This window comes from Pseudomonas sp. EA_65y_Pfl2_P78 (assembly GCF_963970495.1).
GTDB classification, from domain to species: Bacteria; Pseudomonadota; Gammaproteobacteria; order Pseudomonadales; family Pseudomonadaceae; genus Aquipseudomonas; species Aquipseudomonas baetica_A.
Map to the genome: position 1 here is coordinate 1 of NZ_CAXAON010000027.1, position 18,178 is coordinate 18,178.

Genomic DNA, 18,178 nt, shown 5'->3' on the forward strand with positions numbered 1-18,178 from the left:
TCACCCTGGCTGGCGAGGACTACCTGGACCAGCCGCTGCGGTTTCAGGGTCAGTATTTCGATGGGGAAAGCGGGCTGCATTACAACCGGCACCGGTATTACGACCCACGGCTGGGCAGGTATCTGACACCGGACCCGGTGAAGTTGGCGGGTGGGTTGAATCAGTATCGGTATGTGCCGAATCCGACGGGGTGGGTGGATCCGTTGGGGTTGAGTTCCAATTGTCCGCCGCCGAAGAACCAGGGTTGTGAGCTGCCGGGTGGGGTTGGTGGCGCTAAGGTCGATGAGGGTGAACCACAATTACCGGACTTGATTCATGGCGTTGACCCACATTCAGTGAAGCGAACGCATGCAATTATGGGAAAAAAATCAACTAAACACGTCGAAAAAATAAGGGATCAAATGCGAGCAGGCGGCTACGATGTCAGCTATCCCATAGACGTAGCAGAACATCAGGGCAACTTCTATATTCTGGATGGACATCACCGTGCAGCAGCTGCAAAACAAACAGCAACGCCTATAACTATAAAACTGATCACAAACATCAGAGAGCACAAAGGAGAGCTCAATACGATCGAAGAAGTCATTGAATCAGCTAACAATGTCGGACACGACCGATTGGAGCATCACAGAAGAAGATGAAAAAAGACGATAAAAATCTTGGGGATCTGATAACTGACTTTCTTTCAAAAGTTGAAAGTGGAACAGAACTACTACAAAAAAAATTTGGCACTCGGAATATTTTAAGACTTTGGCGGAGCAAGCAAATCGAACGCTGCGGTGAAATAACTGATGAAATTCAGTATGAACTACACGGCATAGGGTGCGCCATTCACTTCCCATCAGAATCAGTGGACTTTGATTATGGTTCGGATAACAGAATCGACGGCTTTGATGTATGGCGCCTTTACATTTACGCTAGCGATAGGCCATCTAAATATAAAAAATACTGCGACAAAAAAACAGTTGAAAAGGAATTTCAAGAATACATCGCATCAGGTCGAATAGAAAAAATGTCGACATCAGATAACCTTTACGTACTCGTCAACCCTGACTTAACTGCCAAATAACAATATTTTTTGTCGGTTTGCTTTCGTCCGCCTTTACGTCTGTTTTACCGACCGTGACGTCGCGAGCAAACCGATCCGAATCAAAGGGCCTGAAGTACAGGCCCCGGATATTTAAATTCAGTGTGCTGCCGTTCTCGACTCTCAAGACAACTTATTGCTCATCCTCATCCTCCTCAGACTCCATATCTGCCTCATCCGAATCATCCAACGGCACCGTCGCATCATCCATCAGCGACCCCGGATCCTCATTCCCCGGATCATTGATATACGGCAGCCCACTCGGGCCTTTCTCTTCCTTGCCTTCAGTTTCGGGAGTCATGGCAAACCTCATGAATTCGGGGGAGTCTATGACGTTCGAAAAGCCCCAGGGCCAATCGTTCCAAAGACTGACCAGCAGAAACGAGAAACCCGGCACACGGCCGGGTTTGTGTTGAATCGTCAATCAATGATGTCGGTTTTTATGTTTGTTCTTATGTTTATGACCACCACCGGAATGAGACTTCCCACCATCGTCACCCAGATTATTGCCGACCGCACCACCCGCCGCGCCACCCAATCCTGCACCGATGGTTGACCCCGCGGAACCACCCAGGCTGTTACCGATCACCGAGCCGCCGGCTGCGCCGAGGCCTCCGCCAATGGCGGCTTCCGTACGATTGCGTTTATTCGCCCCGACGGCACTGCCCGCCGCGCCGCCAACGCCCGCCCCCACAGCCGCGCCTGTACTCCCGCCGAGTTGCCCGCCGACCACGTTGCCCAACGCACCACCCAGCCCGCCCCCTACAGCCGCCGTACCGTCGCCGGCAGCCATTACGCCTTGCGAAACCAGCAATCCGAAAAACAGTGCAGATAATGACAGTCGCATATGAACCTCACAGTTCCCGAATCGGGATAATCCGCCCCAAAGAGGGCCTATGTGAGATTGGAGCCGCCTGCGGAACAAACGTTCACCAACGAAAAAGCCCGATGGGGTGCACCGGGCGTTTAGGTGGAACAGGATTAAACCTATTTCAGGACGAAGACAGACGATCAGTCTCAGTGACGCTTGTGACCTTTCGACAGATTGCTGCCCACCGCACCGCCAGCCGCCCCGCCAAGACCTGCACCGATGGTCGCACCGTTCCTGCCACCGAGGCTGTTGCCGATGATCGAACCGCCGGCCGCACCGACACCGCCGCCAATGGCTGCTTTGGTCCGGCTGCCTTTACGCGCCGCCATTGCACTGCCTGCGGCGCCTGCCACGCCAGCACCAATCGCTGCACCATTGCTGCCGCCCATTTTCTGGCCGACCACATTACCCAGAGCGCCACCCAGGCCACCGCCGAGCGCAGCTGTGCCATCTCCAGCAGCCATCGCACTTTGAGCGACCAGAAGCCCAAGAACCAGAGCAGGCAGTGTTAAACGCATGACAAAAACCTCAAAAAACGCGATGAAAAAATTGGCCGGCATTCAATGCTGTCGGCACGCATTCGGCGCCGATTGGACAGCGATTTCGCAAAAGGTTTTATCGCAGGCAAAAAAAAGCCCGCTGGGGAGACGGGCTGGAGACTTGCTTTCTAACGGATGGCTTCACCCTACTTTGATAGACGTGAAAAGTTTGTGAAAGCATTGCCAAGCCACCCGTCATCTGTAGGAAATTTCCAGCCTACTCGTCAGACGCAAAAAACCCCGCTTGTTGGCGGGGTCGCTCGCTGCAGACTATTTTCGGGCTCGAGTCGCGACCCTGGGCAGGAACTTCGCCTTCGGCCCTTTGGGTGCCTTGGACTTGATCTTGCCGATCTGAACCGGATCCTCGCCAAAGCCAGCCTGATAATCGGTCTGGCCGCATCGTACGCAATTGTTCAATGGAAACTCAGCACCATCGTCTTCGATATACGGATCAGTCATACCTTCGCCCCTGAGAAATGGGTCGACACCAGCAAAGCGCTTTTGCCTGAAAAAATATCGACCTCCAAGACTTTTGAGACTAGCTGGTCATTCCTGGACTTGCGGTTCAGATCGACCCATGCCCGACGAGCGGCCTACACCCGCTGACAACAACTTGAACACGGTGACAGCGAAATCTATCGGCCACCGAGTTTGTGCCGATAATCAGCGCAACTTGACCGCTGTCCCTGTTGCGAACACCACAACCATACCGCCCTTGCCCGCTGGCATGCTGATCTCGAAGTCCACTCCAACCAAAGCATCCGCCTGCAAGGCACGCGCTCGTTCCTTGATCTCGTCAGTTGCCTGGATACGCGCCTCTTTCAACGCGCGCTCCAGGGTCTGAGAGCGCCCACCAAAAAAATCCCTCATCCCCGCGAACATGTCGCGAATCACGTTTACGCCCTGCACGGATTCGGCACTAACGACATCCAGATAAGCCGTTATCTGACGCCCCTCAATTGAGGGCGTGGTGGTGATAATCATCCGATCAATCCTTGTCATACTTGAAAAAAAGCGATTATCAACTGAGTCGAGCTTGAGCGCTTGATCTGTTGATCTGTTGATCTGTTGATCTGTTGATCTGTTGATCTGTTGATCTGTTGATCTGTTGATCTGTTGATCATCACGCCTAATGCTAGGTCACGAGAAAAGTCGCTTGGATCATAACCCCTGCCTTTGCTGCCTCAGAGATCTACAAAGCCGAGAACAAACCTAAAGAAGCCGGGCGCCAAGGCACTATCCTAGGTGGTGGGGCCGCTGGTGGCGCGTTGGCTGGACAGAGCATCTCGATGCTATGCGGCCACGCGCTTTCAACTTTGCGCAGGTACTGATCAATCATCTCTTTAGCGGTGGCGCCCTTGCGGCTCGCCCGCTCGATTGCACCAGGCTCATCGAGTTCCGACTCACGCGCCCACGCCTGCGCAGCCTGTTTCCGGGCGAAGGTCTGGCTCTCTTGGTAGACTTGCACCCCATCACGTTTGATGCGGATCTGAGCGGTGTAGCTCACAGACCCATCCGCCAGTTTTCTTGCCCTCATAGCTGCCATATCAAAAGTGGTACGCGTCGGTTTTGAAGTGGTAGATCGCACCACCGAGACCTGAAAAACGCTTGAAAACGCCCTAAAACACGCCGAAAACACGTTGAGTAAAATGGTACAGAATCAGAGCCTTAGCCCAGTAAAATCAATGCCTGCGCCGTCTCGCCGCTTCAGCGTGGCCCCGATGATGGATTGGACTGACCGCCATTGCCGGTTCTTCCTACGCCTGCTGTCGAAGAACGCCCTGCTCTACACCGAGATGGTCACCACCGGCGCGCTCCTTAACGGCGATCACGAACGTTTCCTCCGTCACAACGAAGCCGAGCATCCGCTGGCGTTGCAGTTGGGCGGTAGCGTTCCGCTGGATCTGGCCGCTTGCGCGCGGATGGCCCAGGAACACGGTTATGACGAGGTGAATCTCAATGTCGGCTGCCCAAGCGATCGTGTGCAGAACAACATGATCGGTGCGTGCCTGATGGGGCATCCGCAACTGGTGGCCGATTGTGTGAAGGCGATGCGCGATGCAGTGTCGATTCCGGTGACGGTGAAACATCGGATCGGGATCAATGGGCGCGACAGTTACGAGCAGTTGTGTGATTTCGTCGGGACGGTGCGGGATGCCGGGTGTACCAGTTTTACAGTGCATGCGCGGATTGCGATTCTGGAGGGGTTATCGCCGAAGGAAAATCGCGACATCCCGCCGTTGCGCTATGACGTTGCCGCGCAGTTGAAGGCGGATTTTCCGGCGTTGGAGATTGTACTGAACGGCGGGATCAAGACGATAGAGGCTTGCCATGAGCATTTGCAGACCTTCGACGGGGTGATGCTAGGGCGTGAGGCTTATCACAATCCGTATTTGCTGGCGGAGGTGGATCAGCAGTTGTTTGCTAGTTCAGCGCCGGTGATCAGCCGCGCTGAGGCGCTGGCGCAGTTGCGGCCTTATATTGCCGAGCATTTGCAAGCCGGGGGCTCGATGCATCACATCACGCGGCATGTGCTGGGCTTGGGCACCGGGTTCCCGGGGGCGCGCAAGTTTCGTCAGTTGTTGTCGGTGGATATTCACAAGGCCAAGGATCCGCTGGCGTTGCTGGATCAGGCGGCGGAGTTGCTTGAAGGCCGTTGATGCCCTCCCCTCAAACTGGCCAGGCGAGCTGATTCGCCTGGCTTGATCCTCATCCCGCCGCTGCCTCCGTCCAGTTCACCCAGCCGAACAGCCACGTTGCCAGTATCAGCAAGCCAAACGCGATCCGATACCAGGCGAACGCGGCGTAGCTGTGGTTGGCGATGAACTTGAGCAGGCCGCGCACGGCGATCATCGCGAAAACAAACGCAGTAACGAAGCCGAGGGCGAAGACTGGCAGGTCACTTTGCTGAAACAGGTCGCGGTACTTGTAGCCAGAGTACACGGCAGCGCCGACCATGGTCGGCATGGCGAGGAAGAACGAGAACTCGGTGGCGGCTTTGCGCGACAGACCGAACAGCAGGCCGCCGATGATGGTCGAGCCGGAGCGCGAGGTGCCTGGAATCATCGCCAGGCATTGTACGAAACCGACCTTTAGCGCGTCAGACCAGTGCATGTCGTCGACGTGATCGACACTCACGACGTGATTACGCTGTTCGGCCCACAGCATCACAACACCGCCGACGACCAAAGCCACAGCGACGGTGATGGGGTTGAACAGGTATTGATGGATTTTGTCAGCGAACAATACTCCCAGTACAACGGCGGGGAGAAAGGCGATCAACAAGTTGAGGGTGAAGCGCTGAGCATTACGCTCAGTGGGCAATCCTTTGGCGATGGCGAAGATCTTCGGCCGGAACTCCCAGACGACGGCAAGAATGGCCCCCAGTTGAATAATGATGTTGAAGGCCATCGCACGTTCGCCGCCGAAATCCAGCAAGTCGGCGACGATAATCTGGTGGCCGGTACTTGAGATAGGCAGGAACTCGGTCAGGCCCTCTACCGCACCTAATATCAACACCTGGAAAAGGGTCCAGAAATCCATTAATCCTCCGTCAGAGTGCTCGTGGCGAGCGACCCGTTAAAACTGCACTCAGAAATTGAGTATCGGTATTGAAACAATTGCCGTATCGCCCCATTGCTGAGTAGGCGACGCAGAATATGCCTTATCAAAAGACACACTCAAGCCATGTTAGTAATCGTCCGCGTACGAACTACTCGAAAAATATTCAGGCACTTTAATAGAAAAAGTTTGCCAACCGGGAAAAGTGTGATCAATATCACACTCTCTTCGATGGCTAGATAATGGCAAAAGGACACAGACCAGTAATGGCCACTGATTCAAAACAGTGGCACAATTTCATATTGCCACCATCTGGCAGCTAGTTCAGCACCTCGAGAAAATCAACTAAAAGCATGGAATGCTTAATTATTGTTATAAAACTCGGGAGCCACGTCTAAAAATCGCGTGAATGTTACCAATTGTCAGTCACAGATGAGAATTAGTGCTTTAACATCCCGATGTCAGCACTTAATTCGAGTCAATGCATGATGCTCTCAGGGAACTTGGCGACTAGAAGTCCGCGCCCGACAAACGACGAACCCGGCGTTCTCACTCTGGGTCGAACCCGTGGCGTGGCTGAACACTTTAGAGCGCTGATCGCCCGGCACATACGAAGCGATATGGCACTGGATGCCAACGCCTACACTAGTTCATATGAGCAGAATGAACACCCTGGTTCGTATCGAGCCATCTTCATTGTCATCGACAGCCCCCAGGCTCTTGAAGAGAATCTTGCGCTGGTGGAGAGCCTGCGCACTGACAACTTGAAACCTATCATTTGTGCGGTCATCACCGGTCGCGGCGCCTTCAACAAGATCAAGTATTTTCTAGCCGGGGCGGACTTTTGTATCAAGGTCAACACTCCTTGCGACGATGGCGCCGAGTCACTTGGCGAATTCTTCAACAGTGAAGAATGGCAAAGAGAAGTCAATCTGACACTCGACCCCACTCGTATCTGCCTGATGGATACCAGCAAGAAGCTGGATATTTCTTTCGCTGAAATGAAGATCCTGGAAGCCTTTGCGCAAACCAGTAATCACATCCTCAGCCACGATGAAATCGCCGATATCATGGGGCTCAATACCAATTTCTACGATCCCAGGGCGCTGGAAAAATCAATCAGCCGCTTGCGTGGAAAAATCAAGGACATGTATGGTACGAACGCGATTCAGAGCATCCGCGGCTACGGCTATCGCCTGATGCGCGGTCTGATATCGACTGCCTGACTCAAGGGCACCCTCCCTTTTGCATACTTACGAAGGATCGTCTGATGCAACCATATAGCTCTAGTTATACCTCACGCCTACTAATAACAAAGCGCTTGAATGAGCACGCCAACATAATAATAAATTCAACAACATAGCAGCAGATCGAGTGGAATTCATCGAGAGCTATCATTGGGCCCAGACCCTGCCTATCGATTACTTCCAAGGAAGTCATTGCTCGCCTGCCGATTTATCTTTTAGCCATTTTTGGTGTGTATTTAGGAGAGAGACATGGAAACTAGTACAACCCTCCCAAGAAAATATTTTGTTGTCGTGACTCACAGTACAAGTTCTCAGCGTGAACTTGAGAGCATGCTGTCCAGCAAGCGCTTCAATTCGTTTGGTACGTCTCAGGCACAAATGTTTATTGAAGGTGCTACTTCGCCCTCTTCCGCCCCCATGCTGATGGAGTTCACCTACGCAAACGGCACCCGAAGAAACGTCGCCCGCACGATTGAACATGACACACAGCGAATATTGGCCACTCTTGAGTCCGAATGGCTGGCTGCACAGTCGGCGAATCCATTTCACAGCGTTCCGGCAAACACGCCTCCAGTCATCATGGACGACACGCCTTGCAGCGAAACCTGGCATCTTGATGATGATCAGGGCGCACTGAGCAAAGAAGGCGTCGAAATCAGTCTGACTGGCCTGGAAACAGCATTGGTCAAGAAAATGCTTAACCATGAAGAGCGTGTTGTCAGTCGCGATGACCTGATCCTCAGCATCGGCCGAGAGCCGGAGCAGTATCGCGGCCTGGAGATGTGCCTGAGTCGCCTGCAAGACAAATTCAAAAGCGCCAGCAAGGGTGAGCGATTGTTCCGTGCCGTAAGAAATCGCGGTTATTGCCTCATCCAGGAAATCGTCGCGTAAACACGGCGACCGCTCCATACAAAGCAAACAGATAACAGTGCGATTACAAAAACAAGAAGAGCACTCTGTTTGACTTTACCTCCCTTCGCCAAATAAGACATCCCTGCCTCCACCCCGACAACAGTAACAAAAACGACATCACCTATTCACCCCCTCCTCCACGACCTTTTCTAACACCCCTCTATTTAATTATTAAAAAGTTGGCACTATGCCACCTTGTTAGAACTCGTCAGACACCATCCCCGACAATAACTTAGTCTATTGATTGACGACAGTTCGGCCTATCGACGTTGTTACCTCAGGACACTCGTTAAAACAAAAACAATAACTCTGACTAACAACTCGGTTTTCAACTGTTGAAACCTGAATGGACGTCTTTTGGGGATATCGTATGGATCTTTCTCTTAGTATCAATCGAAGCGCAGGCCTCAAAGGACTGACCTTTTGGGGCCAATGGGCGCTGGCACAGGGCTTTGTTGTAACGCTGTTGTTCATGCTCGCTGAACAGCACACCGGTACCGTGGCGTTCTACTACCGAATGTGCGCAACGCTGGCGGTATTGGCCTCGGTCCCGGCTTACACGTTTAGCGGCGTTTATCGCAAACGCGACAATTACCTGACCGGGTTGGGTCGGCTGTTGATGGGCTGGTCCATGACCATGGCGGCGCTGGCCTTCATCGCCTTTGTCTGCAAGGCCGATGAACTGTTCTCACGACAGGTGATTCTGAGTTGGGCGGTGTATGGCTTCCTGGGTCAGGCACTGCTGTACGCGCCGCTGCATGCGTTTTCGAAGTTCTATCAGCGCTCACGTAAAAGCGAGCACAAGACCCTGATTGTAGGAACAGGCGAACTGGCACTGGGCTTGGCGAAGAAGCTCAACCAACTGGAGAACCTGCCGTTGGTGGGTCTGGTCAGCAACGGTGATCTGCCGGCCCTGGACTCGGACGCACCGCGCATCGTCGGCGCTCAGGAAGAGTTGCTGACGCTGATCGAGGCCCATGACATCCGCCGCTTGTACATCACGCTGCCGCTGTGCGAAGCGGCGAAAATCGAAGCGATGTATGTCGATTTGCTGGGGGCCAACGTGGACGTTGTCTGGGTGCCGGATCTGAACAGCCTGACGCTGCTCAATCACTCGGTGAAAGTCGTGGACGGTCTGCCGGCGATCTACCTGAACGAGAGCCCGCTGACCAGCCGCCCGACGGCGGCCCTGAGCAAAAGTCTGATGGAGAAAAGTGTGGCGCTGCTGGCCATCATCCTGCTGAGTCCGGTGCTACTGGTCATTGCGCTGGCGGTCAAACTCAACTCGCCCGGCCCGGTGTTCTTCAAGCAGGATCGCCATGGCTGGAACGGCAAGGTGATCAAGGTCTGGAAGTTCCGCTCGATGCGTATGCACGATGACCATGAAGTGAAACAGGCCAGCCGTAACGACTCGCGTATTACGGCGGTCGGCCGCTTTATCCGTCGCACATCGCTGGACGAGTTGCCGCAATTGTTCAACGTGCTGCAAGGGCATATGGCCCTGGTGGGGCCGCGTCCCCATGCTGTCGCGCACAACCATTTTTACTCGGGGAAGATCCTTGCCTACATGGCGCGTCACCGGATTAAACCGGGGATCACCGGGCTTGCTCAAATCAGCGGCTGCCGAGGCGAGACGGACACCATCGACAAGATGCAAAAGCGTGTTGAGATCGACCTGCAATACATCAATAGCTGGTCATTGTGGCTGGATCTGAAGATCCTGGTGAAGACACCGTTTACACTGCTGTCGAAGGATATTTACTGAGGTTGAAGGCTTAACACCGCGAGGGGACGAAAGTCCCCTTTTTTGTGCCTGTTGTTTTTTTGGGGGGGGGGCAGGCGACATCGATGCTGAATGTGCCGACGCCTTCGCGAGCAAGCCCGCTCCCACAGGGATTCTCGGCGGGCAGCGGGGTTGGGGTTCGGCAGATAACACGGTGGGAGCGTGGCTTGCCCGCGATGGCGGTGGGTCAGGCAACATTAATGCTGGATGTGCCGACGCCGTCGCGAGCAAGCCTGCTCCACAGGGGTTCCCACCGGTTTAGCGAGGGTTACTCGGTGATCTTCTCGAAGTTGCGATAGAACATGTCCCCTTCCCGGCTATCGGTCATTGAGTGCAATTGATAGCTGCGATTGAGCCTTGCGCCACCGTCACGAGTCAGTGGCGCCCACACCAGGTTGGCGCGGCGCATGGTGGACATGCTCATCATTTCGTCGAACGGAATGGACAGGTAGATGCCTTTGTCGAAGCTACCTTCACCGTACTCGGCACTGCCGGCGGTGGTGATCGTCGCCCAGGCCCCAAAGCGTACGCCGTTGAAAAACTCACGCGAGATGTCCAGCGTGCCGCCCCAGTCGCCGGCCAGGTATCGGCCGACGCTGACGGCCGCCAGCGTGTCGTAGGGCAGGTCGGTGTAGCCCGTGATGTGCCCGGTCACTACCGAGTAGTCACGCAGCGCGAAGCCCTGATCAAAATCGCGCTGACGCACGTAGTTGAGATCCGCTCCCACCGACCAACGCTCACCCGTCGGACGGAACAGTACTTCCCCGCCAACCCCGGCAAACATCGACTCCAGATACCCGCCGTACACCATGCCATACAGGTCTTTATCCAACTGTTCGGCATGGCTGACCTGGAACAACGGCATGGTCACTTCGGAGGTGGTCAGGTATTGACGTAAATCCGTGCGCACGCGCGGCAAGCCGCTCGGCGCATCGTAGGAAAACTTGTCGAAGTTGTTCGCCAGGTTGGCGCTGAGCAGGCCGCTCCACCAGGTGTTGCGGTTGAAGCGGTATTCGGCGTCCGCATCGGCACTGAACTGATAGAGCAAACCATCGGGGCCGCCAACGTTCTGTTTGAAGCCCAATCCAACGCCATAACTGAAGTGCTGCGGTGCTTCGGTGTAGAGAGTCTTCTCGTTGCGCGGCATCGCCGGGTTGATCTCGGTGGTGCGGTGCAACGACTCCAGCGGCTCTTCGTTGTTGATCACTTCACGGAAGGTCTGGCGCGGTACGCTGGTTTCTTCCAGCGGCAGGTCGTAGCGTTTGTTGACCAGGGTGAACCAGTCGATGTCGTCGTTGACGCTGTTGTCGAGAACCCGGCTCGCACGGCCGACCGCCTTGGACGAATGGAAGTAGCGCTGTTGCTCGCCATACACGATCAACTCGCGATCGCGCTGGCTGATGCGCTCGACCTTATAGCCGGCATTCTGCTGCAGGCGTTGCGACACGTCGGCCCAATTGACCTGTTCCATCGACGTGGTCGGCATTTTTGCCGGCAACGGCTCTGGAGTGGGATCGTACGTTTTGGCCGGGGCTTTGCGGCTGACGAAATTGGTGTGGAACGTCACGCCAAACATCGCTGTATTACCACGCTCCCACGCTGCACTGAGGTCGATCGAATCGGTGACCTTGAACACCGCACCGAGGTTGATCGGCGAGTCCTGTTTGATCACGTTGTCCTTCGGTTCGCTTTTGTAATCGTTGCCTTCGTATTCGAGTTTCAGGCTGAGGCGATCCCAGGGCGTCTGGTAGCTCACGCCGCCAAAAAGCGAGGGGCTGCCGCGAAAGTACGAACCGGCGTTGACGTCACCAGTACCTTCAGTTGCCGGGCGGGTTTTGAAACGGTCATCGGCGTAGCCCAACGGGTTGTCGAAGTCGCCGCGATTGCCGATATAGCCCCACGCGATACCGGCGCTGAAATCGAAGTTGTCGTAGCGCTTGTTGGCGACGAAAAACTCACTGGAGAACAAACCCGTACCCCCGATATCCCGGAAGCCCAGCGCCACTTCGGGCGCCCAATGACTCTCCTGCCACAGCCGGACCTTGGCGTCGACCGCCTTATCCTTATAGCTCTGGCTGCCACTCAGCGCCTCGGAGCCGTATGGCCGGTTGGTGATTGCGGTGTAGCGAAAGGAACCTTCGAGCCAATCGAGCGGCTGCAACGAAACGCTGTAGCGGCTGTAAGGCTCGGTGCGGTTGGCGTTGACGCTCAACTCGCCGGCCGGCGCCATGCGCGCCGTCGGCGTTTGCAACAGCCCCGTGCCACCGAAGTCATTCTGGGTAATGCGCGGCTCGGCATGAACCAACCCGCATGGCAATAACAACACAGCTGCAAACCGTAAATTCAACGAACCACCTCAACCAACTGCGTGGCAATCAATTCAGCCAACTGCTGATTCAGCTCAGGAACAGGCGGATCAAGATCATCATTTTTTACCGGTACAAAAATCTTGCTGCCGGCAACGGGAAGCTGGCCGCTTTCGCGATTCCAGTGGGCAATGCCAACGCGCCGCGAAGTGCCGTTGGGCTGGATCAGCCACAGATAGTCGGCCTCGGCGTCGGCCAGAATCGTGCAGTCTTGCAGGTAGTCGCGAGCCTCCTGCAAGGGCTGATACGGCAAGTGGCAAGGCTCGGCGACTGCACCAAGCACTTCAACTTCGTCGACCCGCTTCGGGTAGATCAGCCGATCACCGTTGTCGAGACGAATGTTGCGCGCAAAGCCAACTTCCAATGCCACCGGATCAAGATCGGCGATCTGCCGGCCAGTGACCGGCATCTGCCGGACGTCCTCGATCAACCGCGCAGCCAGCGCTGCGCGACCCGGTCGATCGAAGAGCAAGGCCATACGCCGCAACACATCCAGATCAAACAGCACACCGGCCTTGAGCCGCGCCTGCTCTTGCAGCAGTGACTGACGCAGCAGCACACCCGCCAGCCAATAACCCTCGGCATTGGGCACGGCCTCGTTGATCACATCGAGCAAGCGCCCATTCGCCGGCAACTCGACCGGCCCGGGATTGGCGACATCGCCACTGACGGTGACGGCGGCGTGGCTCATTGCGCTGATCAACATCAGACTCGCCGATAACATACCGAGCCGCTTCACGGGATGTGCCTGCGGTCAGGCGTCAGTTGCACAATCTTCACGCGTAACTGCGAGGTCAGTTGTTGCTCGCTCTGCATAATGAAACCGTCACGCGGATCGACCCAATAACGATTGGTCGCCCGCAGGCCGATGGCCGGGGCATCAATCTGCTCATCGACACGCAGCACGGTGTAGTCCTTATCAAGAATTCTGAGGGTTTGCGTGGATCGGCGGGAGAAGCGGCTGTTGACGATGACGCCAACCTCCTGGCCTTTGTAGAGGTCGATCCAGCGCCGCGTGGTGTAGCCGTCCGCAACCTGATGCAGGCCTTGTTTGAACGGCGAATCGTCGGACTGACGCATGCCATCCAGATCGCCCTCCAGGCCCAGGCCAACGCTGCGCACGGCGAGGCCGTTACGAAGCAGCAACACCTGCTTGCCGGAGGCGACCCAGAACTGCAGATCCTCACGCTCGCGCACCAGCGCCAGCACCCCGGAGCCGGACGGCGTGGTCAGTTTGAGTTGCGGATAATTGACCCCGGCCACTTCGGCCGCCGACACGTCCACTTCATCCGGGCCGATGACCGCCGCTTTGAGGTTGTTCAACGAAGCGCTCATCAACGGGTTGCAGCCACACAACAACGTGGCCGCTATCAGGCAGACGCCCACTTTCAAGGTGTTCACAGTCGGCGGCCTTATTTGGTGTTGTTACTGTATTCGCTCCAGTTCTTCGCAGCGGAAGCGCCCGTACCGACAATCGATGCCGATGGCACCAATTGGCTGATGAAGCGGTTCCAGCGAGTCACGTTGGCAGGTCCGACATAAACAACATCCTGAGGACGCACCTGGAAGTGCGAAGCGAGCGCCATGGCGGTCGGCGATTGGGCCTCCAACTGGTAGATCTTCGCCGGCTCGACATCGAGGTTTTCCACCCCGCGAATGACGTAAACCGCGTTGCCATTGGAGGTGGTTTGACTCAAGCCTCCGACCGAGCCGAGCACGTCCGAGAGGTTCATGGTCGCGGTCTTGAAGCTCAGTGCACGGGGCTGATTGACCTCTCCCATGACGTAGATGCGCTTGTTGTCGTTGTACGGCAGATAAAGCTTATCGCCACCCTTGAGGTAGACGTTCTGCAACTCCGAATCCGGCTGGTTGAGCGAGTCGAGATTGAGCGGATACGTTTGCCCATGGCGCGTCAGCAACAGGCCGGACAAGTCAGCGTTGTTGGTGTCGATGCCGGCTGAGCCGAGGGCCTCGACCACACTCAGCGGAGTGGTGGAAATCGCTTGTGGGCCAGCCTTGGTCACCGCGCCGGTCACCACGACTTTCTGGCTGGCGAAACGCAACACCGCGACATCCACTTGTGGCTCGGCGATGAAGGCCGACAGCCGCTGTTCGATGTCTGAGCGCAGTTGCTGAATGGTTCGCCCGGCGGCCTGGACTTCCTTGATGTAGGGGTAATAAAGCGTGCCATCGGAACGCACCAGACGGCCATTGGCGTCGATCTGTTGTTGCGCGCCGGACGGGGCCGTCAGCTCTGGGTGATCCCACACCGTGATGTACAAGACATCGTTGTTGCCGATGAGGTACTCGGACGGCGTTGCCAACAGTGCCGCCGGCACCGGCTCACGCTTTTGCGTGGCGCGGTTCATGGCAATCAGTTTGGGGGTGATCGGAATCAGCTCGACCCGGCTACTTTCACTGGCCCCTTGGCGGGTGATGTCACCGGTGCTCAGGTATTGGCCGGGGGAAAACATGCAACCTTGCAAAGCGAGACTTGCCAACATTAAAAGAGAAAAACTACGAGTCATAATGGCACTACGCTATTCAAGGGCGAATCCAAAAACAAAGTCACCCGACTTACGTCGGGCGACCTTGTACTGCACTAACAAATGTTCCTGTTAGTTGTGCGTGCCGGTGGTACCGGTGGTACCCGTCGTACCGGTGGTACCGCCGTTGGCACTGCCACCGCTGTTGGACGCCGCTACAGCACTGGCAACCATTGCAGTACTGGCTGCAGGCGCTTGAGAAGCCGCTACATTGCCACCTACATTGGTTACCGCTGTCAGCGGCGCTTCAGCGGCGGCTGCCCAGTTGCTCAACATCGTCAACAGGGCAATTGCCATCACTTTTTTCATATCAACTCCTTTCTAACATTCAACCTGATCGAAATCGGGTGTGTGCTAGAGGTGGTAGAGTTCAAGTCCGCAAAAAGCGCGAACAAGATCCGTTGTTCTTTCACAGTCTTACCCAACTGATAAAAGTCGAACGGCAGGTTTATATCTACGGACTTGCAATAAGCATTGCCAGTGTAATTTCCCGACGTTATCTAACAACCTGACTGAAAATAACATTGGGTTAAATAGCCATCATCGCAAGTAACCCTTGGGATGATTCGATTGCCAGCGCCAAGTGTCGGTGACCATGTCCTGCAAGTTGCGCGTGGCTTTCCAGCCCAGTTCTCTCGCCGCCTTGGAGGCATCGGCCCAGCTCTCGGCAATATCGCCCGAGCGACGCGGCATGACCCGATACGGAACGGGCTGCCCGCTCGCCTGCTCGAAGGCGTGCAGCACTTGCAGCACGCTGTAACCGTCACCAGTGCCCAGGTTCCAGGTATGAATGCCGGTGCGCCCGGTGATGGACTGCAAGGCCTTCAAATGCCCGTCCGCCAGATCGACGACATGGATGTAGTCGCGCACGCCCGTGCCGTCGACGGTGGGGTAATCGTCGCCGAAGATCGACAACTCTTGCAGGCTACCGACCGCCACCTGGCTGATGTAGGGCAGCAGATTGTTGGGGATGCCGCTGGGGTCCTCGCCCATATGGCCGCTGTCGTGGGCGCCGATCGGGTTGAAGTAACGCAACAGGGCGATGCTCCAGCGCGGCTCGGACTGACACAGGTCGCGCAGCACGTTCTCGACGATCAGCTTGGATTGGCCGTAGGGATTGGTCGGATTGCCGGTGGGGAAATCTTCGCGGATCGGCATTTGCTCAGGCTCGCCATACACCGTGGCCGATGAGCTGAACACCAGGTTAAACACCCCCGCCGCAGCCATCGCCTGGCACAGCGTGATGCTGCCGCTGACGTTGGTTTCGTAATACGCAAGCGGCTTGCGCACGCTCTCGCCCACCGCCTTGAGCCCGGCAAAATGCAGCACGGCCTCGATCGCGTGCTCGCGGAAAATCCGGTCGAGCAAGGCTCTGTCACAGACATCGCCTCGAATCATCCAGGCACTTTTGCCGCAGATGGCTTCTATCGCATGCAACGCCGCTTCACTGCTGTTGCACAGATTATCCAGCACGACAACTTCATAACCTGCTTCAAGCAGCGCAAGTGTGGTGTGCGAGCCAATATAGCCGGCACCACCGGTTACCAGAATTTTCATAGCGCGGTCCGTTATTGAATAAGTGCCAAGTAGCGTGTCAAGCCTCATTGTTGGATTTTGTGTGGTACACCACACAAACAAGGCGACAACAACCGAAAACAAAACTGGTTCAATGACTGGCAATAAATATCTTTGCAGGTCACACTCTATTGCCCGGTACTTATTAGCACTGCAAGTGTGCTTGTCACTATCAACAGATACCGACTAAAAATAACTAATAACGCGCTGACCGACATCTCATAACATTGCCATGTTTTACCCCCTCGATTCATTGCCATTAACAACCTGACTCAGGTATTAAAGTAGACCTTCAATCATCATTGAAACTTGCAGCCATTTGTTATGGCCTGCCATCGTCGCCTGTGTTCCATGACTGTCCAGGATACTTTTATGATTCGTAAATGTTTGTTCCCCGCTGCCGGCTATGGCACGCGTTTCTTGCCGGCCACTAAAGCGATGCCCAAGGAAATGTTGCCGATCGTCAACAAGCCGTTGATCGAGTACGCCGTTGAAGAAGCGCGGGACGCCGGTCTGCAACACATGGCCATCGTTACTGGCCGCGGCAAGCGCGCGCTGGAAGACCACTTCGACATCAGCTACGAACTCGAACACCAGATTCGCGGCACCGAGAAGGAAAAATTCCTCGCCGGCACCCGAGCGCTGATCGACACCTGCACCTTCTCCTACACCCGCCAGGTGGAAATGAAGGGCCTGGGCCACGCGATTCTCAGCGGTCGGCCACTGATCGGCGACGAACCGTTCGCCGTGGTACTGGCCGATGACTTGTGCCTGAACCTGGAAGGTGACGGCGTACTCAGCCAGATGATCCGGCTCTACAAAAAATTCCGCTGCTCGATCGTAGCCATCCAGGAAGTCCCGGCCGACCAGACGCACAAATACGGCGTGATCGCCGGTGAGTTGATTTCCGATGGCATCTACCGGGTCAACAACATGGTGGAGAAACCTGCGCCGCAGGACGCCCCCTCGAACCTGGCGATCATCGGCCGCTACATTCTGACACCGGACATCTTCGACCTGATCGCCGACACCCAGCCAGGCAAAGGTGGCGAGATCCAGATCACCGACGCGTTGATGAAACAGGCGCAGAACGGTTGCGTGCTGGCCTACAAATTCAAGGGTTTGCGCTTTGACTGCGGCGACGCCGAAGGGTATCTGCAGGCGACCAACTTCTGCTACGAAAACGTGTACCTCAAGGGCCGCTGAACCGGCCACATCCCCCGCCCACTCTCCACTTCAGGCAGACAACCATGAACATTGCACAACATTCGGCAGACATTGAACGAGAAGTGGGCAACCAAGGGGTGATGAGCTGGTTGTCACGCCATCAGCCATTGCCCAGCGCCAATGAGTCGTGGCTGGGCACGATTTTGCTGGTTGAGCGCATCGGCATGTTTCCTTCGTCCGGTGATATTCGCCGGTCGATGTCCGATCCCTATCCCCTGCTCGCGCATTTGAAAAGCATCTATGGTGAGCAGGCACTGGAGATGGATGACCGCGATGGCCTGAAAGTGATACTCAGCGACTGGCGCTTTCGCGTACGCATCTGCTGCAACGATCCGGGGATCATCATCAACGTGGAAACCCGTTGTGATACGCGGTTGATGCCGCAGAAAACCGCCGAACTGTTGAGTCAGTTGGATGCGTTCGAAAAAGCTTGAACACACAACGTTTCAAGATGATCAAAGTGG

Annotated in this window: 20 protein-coding genes and 1 pseudogene; 8 read left to right on the forward strand and 13 right to left on the reverse strand. The window is 55.7% G+C overall.

Annotation, left to right across the window (positions count from 1 at the left end; genetic code table 11):
* Positions 1–641 (forward strand): RHS repeat-associated core and ParB domain-containing protein (locus AACY02_RS19315; RefSeq protein ID WP_339433337.1); only part of this gene is annotated, 641 nt, incomplete at its 5' end.
* A complete protein-coding gene (locus tag AACY02_RS19320) occupies positions 638–1,069 on the forward strand; it encodes a DUF6896 domain-containing protein (protein ID WP_339433338.1) in 432 nt (143 codons plus the stop codon). The genes AACY02_RS19315 and AACY02_RS19320, both read left to right, overlap by 4 nt.
* A gap of 151 nt (positions 1,070–1,220) precedes the next feature.
* Here AACY02_RS19320 and AACY02_RS19325 read toward each other — a convergent pair whose 3' ends face one another.
* From AACY02_RS19325 to AACY02_RS19350, 6 genes and pseudogenes are all read right to left on the reverse strand, one after another.
* On the reverse strand, positions 1,221–1,388 hold the full coding sequence (locus AACY02_RS19325) for a hypothetical protein (RefSeq protein ID WP_339433339.1): 168 nt from the start codon (positions 1,386–1,388) through the stop codon (positions 1,221–1,223).
* Positions 1,389–1,511: 123 nt separating this feature from the next.
* Positions 1,512–1,934 (reverse strand): glycine zipper domain-containing protein, encoded by a 423-nt coding sequence (locus AACY02_RS19330; RefSeq protein ID WP_339433340.1) that lies wholly within the window; start codon positions 1,932–1,934, stop codon positions 1,512–1,514.
* Positions 1,935–2,104: 170 nt separating this feature from the next.
* A complete protein-coding gene (locus AACY02_RS19335; protein WP_339433341.1) occupies positions 2,105–2,476 on the reverse strand; it encodes a glycine zipper domain-containing protein in 372 nt (123 codons plus the stop codon).
* 291 nt (positions 2,477–2,767) lie between these two features.
* Positions 2,768–2,956 (reverse strand): hypothetical protein, encoded by a 189-nt coding sequence (locus AACY02_RS19340; protein WP_339433342.1) that lies wholly within the window; start codon positions 2,954–2,956, stop codon positions 2,768–2,770.
* Between the two features lie 204 nt (positions 2,957–3,160).
* Positions 3,161–3,481 carry a YbjQ family protein gene (locus tag AACY02_RS19345; protein ID WP_221734375.1) on the reverse strand — a complete coding sequence of 107 codons (321 nt, stop codon included), beginning with the start codon at positions 3,479–3,481 and terminating at the stop codon, positions 3,161–3,163.
* A gap of 313 nt (positions 3,482–3,794) precedes the next feature.
* A pseudogene (locus AACY02_RS19350) lies at positions 3,795–4,043 on the reverse strand (site-specific integrase); the annotation flags it as partial.
* Positions 4,044–4,182: 139 nt separating this feature from the next.
* Here AACY02_RS19350 and dusA point away from each other — a divergent pair.
* A complete protein-coding gene (gene dusA, locus AACY02_RS19355) occupies positions 4,183–5,157 on the forward strand; it encodes a tRNA dihydrouridine(20/20a) synthase DusA (RefSeq protein WP_339433343.1) in 975 nt (324 codons plus the stop codon).
* 49 nt (positions 5,158–5,206) lie between these two features.
* On the opposite strand, the gene AACY02_RS19360 is transcribed toward dusA, so the two are convergent.
* The gene (locus tag AACY02_RS19360) at positions 5,207–6,040 is read right to left on the reverse strand and encodes an undecaprenyl-diphosphate phosphatase (RefSeq protein ID WP_339433344.1); all 834 of its coding nucleotides are present in this window, start codon (positions 6,038–6,040) and stop codon (positions 5,207–5,209) included.
* 503 nt (positions 6,041–6,543) lie between these two features.
* Between AACY02_RS19360 and AACY02_RS19365 the strand changes: the two genes are divergently transcribed.
* The 3 genes from AACY02_RS19365 to AACY02_RS19375 all read left to right on the forward strand — a co-directional run bounded on the left by AACY02_RS19365 (position 6,544) and on the right by AACY02_RS19375 (position 9,982).
* A complete protein-coding gene (locus AACY02_RS19365) occupies positions 6,544–7,284 on the forward strand; it encodes a winged helix-turn-helix domain-containing protein (protein ID WP_339433345.1) in 741 nt (246 codons plus the stop codon).
* A 270-nt stretch (positions 7,285–7,554) separates the two neighbouring features.
* The gene (locus AACY02_RS19370; protein WP_339433346.1) at positions 7,555–8,196 is read left to right on the forward strand and encodes a winged helix-turn-helix domain-containing protein; all 642 of its coding nucleotides are present in this window, start codon (positions 7,555–7,557) and stop codon (positions 8,194–8,196) included.
* A gap of 391 nt (positions 8,197–8,587) precedes the next feature.
* Positions 8,588–9,982 carry an undecaprenyl-phosphate glucose phosphotransferase gene (locus AACY02_RS19375; RefSeq protein ID WP_339433347.1) on the forward strand — a complete coding sequence of 465 codons (1,395 nt, stop codon included), beginning with the start codon at positions 8,588–8,590 and terminating at the stop codon, positions 9,980–9,982.
* Positions 9,983–10,268: 286 nt separating this feature from the next.
* On the opposite strand, the gene AACY02_RS19380 is transcribed toward AACY02_RS19375, so the two are convergent.
* The 6 genes from AACY02_RS19380 to galE all read right to left on the reverse strand — a co-directional run bounded on the left by AACY02_RS19380 (position 10,269) and on the right by galE (position 16,469).
* Complete coding sequence (locus tag AACY02_RS19380) at positions 10,269–12,347, reverse strand: YjbH domain-containing protein (protein WP_339433348.1); 2,079 nt, start codon at positions 12,345–12,347, stop codon at positions 10,269–10,271.
* On the reverse strand, positions 12,344–13,105 hold the full coding sequence (locus AACY02_RS19385) for a capsule biosynthesis GfcC family protein (RefSeq protein ID WP_401160224.1): 762 nt from the start codon (positions 13,103–13,105) through the stop codon (positions 12,344–12,346). The genes AACY02_RS19380 and AACY02_RS19385 overlap by 4 nt, the downstream gene beginning before the upstream one ends.
* A complete protein-coding gene (locus AACY02_RS19390) occupies positions 13,102–13,767 on the reverse strand; it encodes a YjbF family lipoprotein (RefSeq protein ID WP_339433350.1) in 666 nt (221 codons plus the stop codon). Before AACY02_RS19390 ends, AACY02_RS19385 begins: the two co-directional genes overlap by 4 nt.
* Before the next feature lie 11 nt (positions 13,768–13,778).
* Positions 13,779–14,840, reverse strand: a complete 1,062-nt coding sequence (locus AACY02_RS19395) for a polysaccharide biosynthesis/export family protein (RefSeq protein ID WP_339433351.1) — start codon at positions 14,838–14,840, stop codon at positions 13,779–13,781.
* Between the two features lie 144 nt (positions 14,841–14,984).
* Positions 14,985–15,221 (reverse strand): hypothetical protein, encoded by a 237-nt coding sequence (locus tag AACY02_RS19400; RefSeq protein ID WP_129394762.1) that lies wholly within the window; start codon positions 15,219–15,221, stop codon positions 14,985–14,987.
* Between the two features lie 231 nt (positions 15,222–15,452).
* Entirely contained in the window at positions 15,453–16,469 is a 1,017-nt protein-coding gene (gene galE, locus AACY02_RS19405) for a UDP-glucose 4-epimerase GalE (RefSeq protein WP_339433352.1), read from the reverse strand.
* Positions 16,470–16,859: 390 nt separating this feature from the next.
* Here galE and galU point away from each other — a divergent pair, with 390 nt between their 5' ends.
* Positions 16,860–17,693 (forward strand): UTP--glucose-1-phosphate uridylyltransferase GalU, encoded by an 834-nt coding sequence (gene galU / locus AACY02_RS19410; RefSeq protein ID WP_339433353.1) that lies wholly within the window; start codon positions 16,860–16,862, stop codon positions 17,691–17,693.
* A 44-nt stretch (positions 17,694–17,737) separates the two neighbouring features.
* Positions 17,738–18,148, forward strand: a complete 411-nt coding sequence (locus AACY02_RS19415; protein ID WP_339433354.1) for a mannose-1-phosphate guanylyltransferase — start codon at positions 17,738–17,740, stop codon at positions 18,146–18,148.
* Positions 18,149–18,178: the final 30 nt, after the last annotated feature.

Bases quoted from the DNA above. Each gene is read 5' to 3' on its own strand.
- AACY02_RS19320 (WP_339433338.1), top strand. From the start codon at position 638: ATGAAAAAAGACGATAAAAATCTTGGGGATCTGATAACTGACTTTCTT.
- AACY02_RS19325 (WP_339433339.1), bottom strand. From the start codon at position 1,388: ATGACTCCCGAAACTGAAGGCAAGGAAGAGAAAGGCCCGAGTGGGCTG.
- AACY02_RS19330 (WP_339433340.1), bottom strand. From the start codon at position 1,934: ATGCGACTGTCATTATCTGCACTGTTTTTCGGATTGCTGGTTTCGCAA.
- AACY02_RS19335 (WP_339433341.1), bottom strand. From the start codon at position 2,476: ATGCGTTTAACACTGCCTGCTCTGGTTCTTGGGCTTCTGGTCGCTCAA.
- AACY02_RS19340 (WP_339433342.1), bottom strand. From the start codon at position 2,956: ATGACTGATCCGTATATCGAAGACGATGGTGCTGAGTTTCCATTGAAC.
- AACY02_RS19345 (WP_221734375.1), bottom strand. From the start codon at position 3,481: ATGATTATCACCACCACGCCCTCAATTGAGGGGCGTCAGATAACGGCT.
- dusA (WP_339433343.1), top strand. From the start codon at position 4,183: ATGCCTGCGCCGTCTCGCCGCTTCAGCGTGGCCCCGATGATGGATTGG.
- AACY02_RS19360 (WP_339433344.1), bottom strand. From the start codon at position 6,040: ATGGATTTCTGGACCCTTTTCCAGGTGTTGATATTAGGTGCGGTAGAG.
- AACY02_RS19365 (WP_339433345.1), top strand. From the start codon at position 6,544: ATGATGCTCTCAGGGAACTTGGCGACTAGAAGTCCGCGCCCGACAAAC.
- AACY02_RS19370 (WP_339433346.1), top strand. From the start codon at position 7,555: ATGGAAACTAGTACAACCCTCCCAAGAAAATATTTTGTTGTCGTGACT.
- AACY02_RS19375 (WP_339433347.1), top strand. From the start codon at position 8,588: ATGGATCTTTCTCTTAGTATCAATCGAAGCGCAGGCCTCAAAGGACTG.
- AACY02_RS19395 (WP_339433351.1), bottom strand. From the start codon at position 14,840: ATGTTTTCCCCCGGCCAATACCTGAGCACCGGTGACATCACCCGCCAA.
- AACY02_RS19400 (WP_129394762.1), bottom strand. From the start codon at position 15,221: ATGAAAAAAGTGATGGCAATTGCCCTGTTGACGATGTTGAGCAACTGG.
- galE (WP_339433352.1), bottom strand. From the start codon at position 16,469: ATGAAAATTCTGGTAACCGGTGGTGCCGGCTATATTGGCTCGCACACC.
- galU (WP_339433353.1), top strand. From the start codon at position 16,860: ATGATTCGTAAATGTTTGTTCCCCGCTGCCGGCTATGGCACGCGTTTC.
- AACY02_RS19415 (WP_339433354.1), top strand. From the start codon at position 17,738: ATGAACATTGCACAACATTCGGCAGACATTGAACGAGAAGTGGGCAAC.